Source organism: Pseudomonas sp. HMWF021 (assembly GCF_003061005.1).
In the GTDB taxonomy this organism is placed as follows: Bacteria; Pseudomonadota; Gammaproteobacteria; order Pseudomonadales; family Pseudomonadaceae; genus Aquipseudomonas.
On the sequence record NZ_QAIK01000041.1, the window covers coordinates 130,002 to 138,592 of the forward strand.

8 protein-coding genes are annotated in these 8,591 nt (G+C 63.5%); all 8 read left to right on the top strand.

Annotation, left to right across the window (positions count from 1 at the left end):
- On the top strand, positions 1-1,790 hold a 1,790-nt coding region (gene treY, locus DBR18_RS05440), incomplete at its 5' end, for a malto-oligosyltrehalose synthase (protein ID WP_256588556.1).
- 27 nt (positions 1,791-1,817) lie between these two features.
- Positions 1,818-2,153, top strand: a complete 336-nt coding sequence (locus DBR18_RS05445; protein ID WP_108589548.1) for a DUF2934 domain-containing protein — start codon at positions 1,818-1,820, stop codon at positions 2,151-2,153.
- A 224-nt stretch (positions 2,154-2,377) separates the two neighbouring features.
- The gene (glgX, locus tag DBR18_RS05450; RefSeq protein ID WP_108589549.1) at positions 2,378-4,537 is read left to right on the top strand and encodes a glycogen debranching protein GlgX; all 2,160 of its coding nucleotides are present in this window, start codon (positions 2,378-2,380) and stop codon (positions 4,535-4,537) included.
- A 1-nt stretch (position 4,538) separates the two neighbouring features.
- Positions 4,539-5,537: an acyl-CoA/acyl-ACP dehydrogenase gene (locus DBR18_RS05455; RefSeq protein ID WP_108589550.1), complete on the top strand. Its 999-nt coding sequence runs from the start codon at positions 4,539-4,541 to the stop codon at positions 5,535-5,537.
- Positions 5,534-6,304 carry a PIG-L deacetylase family protein gene (locus tag DBR18_RS05460; protein WP_108589551.1) on the top strand — a complete coding sequence of 257 codons (771 nt, stop codon included), beginning with the start codon at positions 5,534-5,536 and terminating at the stop codon, positions 6,302-6,304. The genes DBR18_RS05455 and DBR18_RS05460 overlap by 4 nt, the downstream gene beginning before the upstream one ends.
- Entirely contained in the window at positions 6,301-6,900 is a 600-nt protein-coding gene (locus tag DBR18_RS05465) for an SAM-dependent methyltransferase (protein WP_108589552.1), read from the top strand. Before DBR18_RS05460 ends, DBR18_RS05465 begins: the two co-directional genes overlap by 4 nt.
- Positions 6,897-7,583 (top strand): glycosyltransferase family 2 protein, encoded by a 687-nt coding sequence (locus tag DBR18_RS05470; protein ID WP_108589553.1) that lies wholly within the window; start codon positions 6,897-6,899, stop codon positions 7,581-7,583. The genes DBR18_RS05465 and DBR18_RS05470 overlap by 4 nt, the downstream gene beginning before the upstream one ends.
- 157 nt (positions 7,584-7,740) lie before the next feature.
- Complete coding sequence (locus DBR18_RS05475) at positions 7,741-8,499, top strand: PIG-L deacetylase family protein (RefSeq protein ID WP_108589554.1); 759 nt, start codon at positions 7,741-7,743, stop codon at positions 8,497-8,499.
- The last annotated feature ends 92 nt before the right edge of the window (positions 8,500-8,591 follow it).

Genomic DNA, 8,591 nt, shown 5'->3' on the forward strand with positions numbered 1-8,591 from the left:
GTTACTGCCGCAAGTTGCGCCGGCGTCTCGACAGTCTGGCGCCGGGGCGACACCTGCCGATCTACGTCGAGAAGATTCTTGGCGAGGGCGAAACCCTGCGTACCGATTGGGCGGTGGATGGCAGCACTGGTTACGAATTCATGAACCAACTGTCGCTGCTGCAACACGATCCGGATGGCGAACACGTGCTCGGCGACCTCTGGCAGCGGCGCACCGAGCGCCCCGCGGCGTTCATCGAAGAAGCGCAACTGGCGCGCCAGCAGATTCTCAACGGTTCGCTGGCCAGCGATTGCGAAAGCGTCGCGCAGGCGCTGCTGCAAGTGGCGCGTGACGACCTGATGACCCGCGACCTGACCCTCGGTGCGATCCGCCGCGTGTTGCAGGCGCTGATCGTACATTTCCCGGTGTATCGCACCTACATCAGCGCGCTCGGTCGCTCGGCGCAGGATGAGCGGTTCTTCCAGCAGGCCATGGACGGCGCCCGGCAGACGCTGGGCGAAGGTGACTGGCCGGTGCTCGACTGCGTGGCGGCCTGGCTCGGTGGCACGCCGTGGCGCAACAAGCCGCGTGGACGCTCGCGCAAGATCCTCAAACACGCCTGCGTACGCTTCCAGCAACTGACTTCGCCGGCAGCGGCCAAGGCGGTGGAAGATACCGCGCTGTATCGCTCGGCGGTGCTGCTGTCGCGCAACGACGTCGGCTACAACACCGAGCAGTTCAGCGCGCCGCTCAGCGAGTTTCATGCAGTCAATCAGCAGCGGCTACGAGCGTTCCCGGACAACCTGCTGGCCACCGCCACCCACGACCACAAGCGCGGCGAAGACACACGGGCGCGTCTGGCGGTACTCAGCGAGCGCAGCCACTGGTACGCCGAACAGGTCGAGCTGTGGCGCGCCCTCGCCCGACCGCTGCGTGACAATGACCAACTGCCCTCTTCAGGCGATGAGCTGATCCTCTATCAGGCGTTGCTCGGCAGCTGGCCTTTGCAACTGCGCGATGACGATGAATCGGGTTTTGCCGACTACGCCGAACGGATCTGGCAATGGCAACAGAAAGCCCTGCGCGAAGCCAAGCTGCAAAGCAGCTGGAGCGCGCCCAACGAAGCTTACGAAAAAGCCGCGCAGACGTTTACCCAGCGTCTGCTCACCAGCGAGCAAGGCGAATTGCTGCGCGCTGCACTGAGCAAGACCGTCAACAGTATCGCCGCTGCCGGGGCCTTGAATGGTCTGGCGCAAACCTTGCTGCGCATGACGGTGCCGGGGGTGCCGGATCTGTATCAGGGCAACGAGTTCTGGGACTTCAGCCTGGTCGATCCCGACAACCGCCGCCCGGTGGATTACGCCGCTCGCGAGCAGGCCCTGCACCAGCCTTCCGCGGTGGGAGAGTTGCTGGCGAACTGGCGTGATGGACGCATCAAGCAAGCCTTGATCGCCCAGGTGTTGAACCTGCGCGCCGCTCACCCTGAGCTGTTCCGGCACGGCACTTATCAGGCGCTCGAGGTGCTGGGCGAGCAAGCGCACAACGTGCTCGCCTTTGCCCGCGAACACGAAGGTCAGTACGCCATTGTGATCGTGCCGGTGCGCTGTGCCACGTTGCTGGAAAACAGTGCCGTGCCGCAGGTTGATGCGCAGCGCTGGGGCGATACGCGGGTGGTTTTACCGTTCCTCGCGTCAGATACAAACCTGAAGGGACTTTTTCAAAGCCGTGCAGTCACAAAAAACAGGGAGCTGAACGTCAGCGCCGCGCTGGGGGATATCCCGGTCAATCTCTTTATCCAACACCTTATGTAACGACGAGTTCAGTTCAGGAGCATTGCGATGAGTACCGACGATAAACGCATCCGCGAGTTCGCCTATCAGATCTGGGAATCGGAAGGTAAACCTGAAGGTCACGAAGCACGCCACTGGGAGATGGCGCGCAAACTGGCCGAAGCCGAAGCCCTGGCGCCGAAAAAGTCGCCCAAGGCCGCTGGCAGCAAGACCGCCGGCAAGACTTCAACCGCAAAAACCGCCGAAAGCACGACGACCGAGGCCAAGCCCAAGGCAACTTCGGCCGCCAAAGCCAAGCCTGCCAGCGCCGCCAAAGTGATTCCACCGGGCGAAAAAGCCGCCGAGAAAAAGCCGCGCGCCCCGCGCAAGCCCCCGGCCAACTGACCCACCCGGATTATTGAACTGAACGACCGTGTGGCGGGTTCGCTCGCCACCGAGGGCCAACTCGTCCTCAAAAAAACACACAACCTGCCTGTAGGAGTGAGCCTGCTCGCGATAGCGATGTATCAGGCGAAATCGAGATCGAATGTCAGACCGCTATCGCGAGCAGGCTCACTCCTACAAGGTTTTGTATCAGCCGAGAATTTCCCCGTTTTGCAGGAGCAATCATGACCAGTCCAAAGAAAACCGAACCCGCATCGCACGCCGAGCCTTCCAGAATCCGTGAAGGCCTGCCCTTCCCGCTCGGTGCGACCTGGGATGGGCTGGGGGTCAACTTTGCGCTGTTTTCCGCCAACGCCACCAAGGTCGAGCTGTGCATCTTCGACGATGCCGGCGAAGTCGAACTCGAGCGTATCGAACTGCCGGAATACACCGACGAGATCTACCACGGCTACTTGCCCGATGCCCACCCGGGGCTGATTTACGGCTACCGCGTCTATGGCCCGTATGACCCGGCCAACGGTCACCGCTTCAACCACAACAAACTGCTGATCGACCCCTACGCCAAGCAACTGGTCGGCGAGTTGAAATGGTCCGAGGCGCTGTTCGGCTACACCATCGGCCACCCCGACGCCGACCTCAGTTTCGACGAGCGTGACAGCGCACCGTTCGTGCCCAAGTGCAAGGTCATCGACCCGGCGCACACCTGGGGCAACGACCACCGCGTCAGCGTGCCGTGGGACAAAACGATCATTTACGAGACCCACGTGCGCGGCATCAGCATGCGTCACCCGTCGGTGCCGGAAAACGTGCGCGGTACGTTTGCCGGTCTGATGGTCGACGATGTGCTGGAGCACATTCGCAAACTCGGCGTATCCACGGTTGAGCTGCTGCCGATTCATGCCTTCGTCAACGACCAGCACTTGCTGCACAAGGGCATGACCAACTACTGGGGCTACAACAGCATCGCCTTCTTCGCCCCGGACCCGCGTTATCTGGCCAGCGGCAAGATCGCGGAGTTCAAGGAGATGGTCGCGCACCTGCACGAAGCCAATCTGGAAGTGATCCTCGACGTGGTTTACAACCACACCGCCGAGGGCAACGAACAAGGCCCGACCCTGTCGATGCGCGGCATCGACAACGCCTCGTACTACCGCTTGATGCCGGACGACAAGCGCTTCTACATCAACGATTCCGGCACCGGCAACACCCTCGATCTGAGTCACCCGTGCGTGCTGCAGATGGTTACCGATTCGCTGCGCTACTGGGCCAGCGAGATGCATGTCGACGGTTTCCGCTTCGATCTGGCGACCATCCTCGGGCGTTATCACGACGGTTTCGACGAGCGTCACAGCTTCCTCGTCGCCTGCCGGCAGGACCCGGTGCTGCGCCAGGTGAAAATGATCGCCGAGCCATGGGATTGCGGCCCCGGCGGCTATCAGGTGGGTAATTTCCCGCCGGGCTGGGTCGAGTGGAACGACAAGTTCCGCGACACCGTGCGCGCCTTCTGGAAAGGTGACGACGGCCAGGTCGCCGACTTCGCCAGCCGCATGACCGCGTCCGGCGAGATGTTCAACCAGCGTGGACGGCGGCCGTACTCGTCGGTGAACTTCATCACTGCTCACGACGGCTTCACCCTCAACGATCTGGTGTCGTACAACGACAAGCACAACGAAGCCAACGACGAGAACAACCAGGACGGCAGCAACAACAACCTGTCGTGGAACCACGGGGTCGAAGGCCCGACCGATGATCCCGAAATCAATGCGCTGCGCCACCGGCAGATGCGCAACTTCTTCGCCACGCTGCTGCTGGCCCAGGGCACACCGATGATCGTCGCCGGCGACGAATTCGCCCGCACCCAGGACGGCAACAACAACGCCTATTGCCAGGACAGCGAGATCGGCTGGGTCAACTGGGATCTGAGCGAGGACGGCAAGGCGCTGCTCAAGTTCGTCAAGCGCCTGATCAAGCTGCGTCTGGCCTACCCGATTCTGCGTCGCGGGCGTTTCCTGGTCGGCGAGTACAACGAGGACATCGGTGTCAAGGACGTGACCTGGCTGGCGCCGGACGCCACCGAGATGACCACCGAACACTGGCACGACGCGCATAACCGTTGCCTGGGCATGTTGCTCGATGGCCGCGCCCAGGAAACCGGGATTCGCCGTAAAGGTGCCGATGCAACCTTGCTGCTGGTGGTCAACGCACATCACGACGTCGTCAACTTCAAGCTGCCGGAAGTGCCCGAAGGCAGTTTCTGGACCTGCATGATCGACACCAATCAGCCATCGATTCGTGGTCAGGAGCGTTTCGACTTCGGTCATGAATACTCCGTCACCGGCCGTTCGCTGCTGCTGTTCGAACTGCACCGTGAAGAAGAAGACTGATATGGACCTGCACTGCTATCTGGCCCGCCGTCCGCCTGACTATCCCGACACTGCGGCCCTCGGCCATTGCCTGCGGGCGATGGTCGAGGCCGGGCTGGATCAGTTGCCGCTACCCGGCAGCGGGCGCACGCTGGAGCGTTTCGAGCGCCTGGCCGAAGTCGGCGGACACGATCTGGGCCTGTGCAAGCTGTACGAGGGCCACACCGACGCACTGGCGATCATCGAGCAACTCGGCGGCTCGCCGACACCCGGCAGCACCTGGGGCATGTGGGCAGCGGAGCCACCGCAGGCACGAGTGCAAGTGCGCCCCGCCGGGCAAATGGTCACGCTGGACGGGTGCAAGGCCTGGTGCTCCGGCGCCGGAGTGCTCAGCCATGCGTTGCTGACCGCGTGGGACGCCGACGATCAGCAGCAACTGGTCGCCGTCGCTCTCGACCAGCCTGGCGTGACCGTCACCGATCAGGGCTGGCAAGCGGTCGGCATGGGCGCTACCGGCAGCGTGGAAGTGTTGTTTGACGGCGCCGAGGCGCAAGCGATCGGCAACCCCGGCGATTACCTGCAACGCCCGGGGTTCTGGCAGGGCGGGATCGGCATTGCCGCGTGCTGGTATGGCGCGGCGCGGCAGATCGCTCAGGCATTGCGCCAACACTGCGCGCAACGTGACGAGCCCCACGCCCTCGCCCATCTCGGCGCGGTGGATGCGGCTTTGCAGGCGGCGGCCGATGTCCTGCGGTTAAGTGCCAGCCACATGGACGCTCATCCCCTCGCCGATGCCCAACTGCTGGCCCGCCGCGTTCGCGCGGTGGTCGAGCAAGCCGCCGAGCAAGTGATGCGCGAGGTCGGTCGAGCGCTGGGCGCAGGACCGTTCTGCAAGGACCGGCATTTCGCCCGATTGAGCGCAGATCTACCGGTGTTCCTGCGCCAAAGCCATGCCGAGCGCGACCTTGCCGCCCTCGGCCGACTGATCGCCGCACAACCCGAGGAGGCCTGGACCCTATGACCGCCGCCACCAAACCCAATCCCATCGTCGGTCAAGGTACATCCCTGCACCAGTGGCAAAACTCGCGGCAGCTGGCGCAACTCGAGAGCATCGACATTCTCACCCTGGTGCCGCCCGGCGCACGTGCGGTGATCGTCGCGCCGCACCCGGACGACGAGGTACTCGGCTGCGGCGGCCTCCTGCAATTGCTCGCCGGCGCGGGACGTGCGTTGCAGCTGATCTCGGTCACTGACGGCAGCGCTAGCCATCCCGGCTCCGAGCGCTGGCCGGTGGAGCGTTTGAGCGTGGTGCGTCCGCAGGAATCGGCTGAGGCCCTGCGCCGCCTCGGGGTACCGATGCACCGGCTGAAATGGCTGCGCGGCGGCTTCAGCGATACGCAAGTGGCGGCACGGGAAGAACAACTCTGTGCATTCATCGAGCGGCATCTGCGCCCCAACGACGTGCTTTTCACCACGTGGAGCGAAGACGGCCATTGCGACCATGAAGCCGTGGGGCGCGCCAGTATCGAAGCGGCGCGTCGGGTCGGCGCGACCTGTCATGAGCTGCCGGTGTGGACTTGGCACTGGGCCGATCCCGAGGACGCGGTTGTCCCCTGGCAGCGAGCGCGCAAGGTTCTCTTGACCCCGGAACAGGTGGCGCGCAAACGCCACGCCGTGCATGCCTTCGCCAGTCAACTGGAAAGCGACCCCGAGGCCGGCCTTGGGCCGGTTCTGGCGCCGTATGTGCTCGATCGTCTGCTGCAACCTTTCGAAGTGGTGTTTTTATGAGTGTCGAAGATCGCTATTTTGATGGTCTGTTCGCGGGTAACGATGACCCGTGGGCCTTCCGCGAGCGCTGGTACGAGCAACGCAAACGCGCGATCACCCTCGCCGCCCTGCCACGTCCGCACTATCGGGCGATTTTTGAACCCGGCTGCGCCAACGGCGAGCTGAGTGCCGAGCTGGCGACGCGCTGCGACAAGCTGTTGTGCAGCGACACCGCGGCCGCCGCGGTCAGTCTGGCGCGTAACCGACTGAGCCTGTTCGATCACGCCCAGGTGCGACAAAACCGCCTGCCGGGAGACTGGCCGGAGGAAAAATTCGACCTGATTGTATTTAGCGAAGTCGGCTACTACCTCGACAGCAAGGATCTGACAGAAGTGATCCGGCGCATCAGCCAGTCCCTGACCGCTGACGGCCAATTGCTGGCCTGCCACTGGCGTCCGCCTATCGACGGCTGCCCGCTGAATGCGCGGCAGGTGCATGACCTGATCCACGAACATTTGCACCTGCCACGTCTGGTACTGCATCAGGAAGCGGATTTCATTCTCGAAGTGTGGAGCCGCGAACCGCGCTCGGTGGCGGCACTGGAGGGCTTGCGATGATCGGCATCCTGATACCGGCGCACAACGAGGAAGACTTGCTCGACGAATGCCTCAGCGCGGCGTTGCGCGCCAGCCGGCATGGCCTGCTGGCCGGCGAACCGGTGGAAGTACTGGTGGTGCTCGACAGTTGCACCGACCGCTCGGCGCAGATCGTCAGTGGTTATCCGGTCATAAGTCTGCAGATCGACGCCCGCAATGTCGGCCAGGCCCGTGCGGCGGGGGCGCAAGTGCTGCTGGAGCGTGGTGCGCGCTGGATTTCCTGCTCGGACGCCGACAGCCGTGTGGCCGACGACTGGCTGGTGGCGCAACTGGGGCTTGGCGCCGATGCGGTGTGCGGCACGGTCACCGTCGAGCGCTGGCACGAGTCGTTCGATGAAGCGGCGCAGATCCGCTATCACCGCCACTACCGGGCCTGCGACGGGCACCGGCACATCCACGGCGCCAACCTGGGCGTGAGCGCCGATGCCTACCGCTGGGCCGGCGGCTTCAAGCCCCTGGCCTGTGACGAGGATGTGCATCTGGTTCGGCAGCTGGAACGCTGCGGGGCCAACATTGCCTGGAGTCATCGTCCGCAGGTACATACCAGCGCCCGGTTCGATAGTCGTGCACGGGGTGGATTCGGTGACTATTTGCGAAATCTGGCACAGCTGGAACAAAAAAAAGCGGATCAGCCTGATCTGTGAGGCGACGAATTTCGCTTGATGAGCAATACTCTGCTCGCGGCAATCCAGGGTTCGGAGCGGCGCACGGCAATCAACCAGCCTTCACGGGTCGAGCGCGCCTGATTTTTTACGGCCATGCGAGCGACTGAGGGCGACACATGACAAGGACGTAGCACCCATGAAATCGTTATCCATCAACGAAACCGGTCTGTCGGCGCAGATATGGAACAGTGCCGCGCAACTCGACAACATTTCCGTCATCAACACCCAGAGCCTGGTGCCACCTGGCGCCCGCGCCGTGATCATCGCCCCACACCCCGGCGATGAAGTCGTGACCTGCGGCGGCCTGCTGCAGTTACTCTCAAGCCTTGACCATCCGCTGCTGTTGCTGTCGATCACCGATGGCAGCGCCAGCCATCCCGGCTCGCGACAGTGGTCGGAAAAGCGCCTGAGCGTGTTTCGTCCTCAGGAAAGCGTGGAAGCCCTGCGCCGTCTCGGCCTGCCGATGCACAGCCTGAAGTGGGTGCGCGGCGGCTTCACCGACAACGCCTTGCTGAACCAGCAGGCGCAATTGACCGAGTTCATCAGCCGCTATCTGCGCCCTGGCGATGTGGTGTTCAGTACCTGGCGCAACGATAGCAACGACGACCATGAAGCGGTCGGTTGCGCCAGCTACGAAGCCGCGCGGCAGGTAGGCGCGACCTATTACGACGTACCGGTGTGGGCCTGGCACTGGCCGGAGCGCGACCACGCGCTCATCCCTTGGGAACGCGCGCGCAAGCTGCGCCTGGACACCTGGACCGTAGCGCGCAAAAGCCACGCCACCCACGCCTACGCCAGCCAGCTCAAGGGCGAACCGGCGATCGGCATTGCGCCAATGCTGCCGCCAGTCATCCTGGAACGAATGCGCTTGCCGTACGAAATAGTCTTCATCTGAACCCTATTCCCCCTGTGGGAGCGGGCTTGCCCGCGAAAGCGCCGGACATGTCACCGGTGATGTTGAAGGTGCCGCCCTCTTCGCGGGCAAGC

Excerpts from the sequence above, each read along its gene's own strand:
- DBR18_RS05475 (WP_108589554.1), top strand. The coding sequence starts at position 7,741 with ATGAAATCGTTATCCATCAACGAAACCGGTCTGTCGGCGCAGATATGG.
- DBR18_RS05445 (WP_108589548.1), top strand. The coding sequence starts at position 1,818 with ATGAGTACCGACGATAAACGCATCCGCGAGTTCGCCTATCAGATCTGG.
- DBR18_RS05470 (WP_108589553.1), top strand. The coding sequence starts at position 6,897 with ATGATCGGCATCCTGATACCGGCGCACAACGAGGAAGACTTGCTCGAC.
- DBR18_RS05465 (WP_108589552.1), top strand. The coding sequence starts at position 6,301 with ATGAGTGTCGAAGATCGCTATTTTGATGGTCTGTTCGCGGGTAACGAT.
- DBR18_RS05455 (WP_108589550.1), top strand. The coding sequence starts at position 4,539 with ATGGACCTGCACTGCTATCTGGCCCGCCGTCCGCCTGACTATCCCGAC.
- glgX (WP_108589549.1), top strand. The coding sequence starts at position 2,378 with ATGACCAGTCCAAAGAAAACCGAACCCGCATCGCACGCCGAGCCTTCC.
- DBR18_RS05460 (WP_108589551.1), top strand. The coding sequence starts at position 5,534 with ATGACCGCCGCCACCAAACCCAATCCCATCGTCGGTCAAGGTACATCC.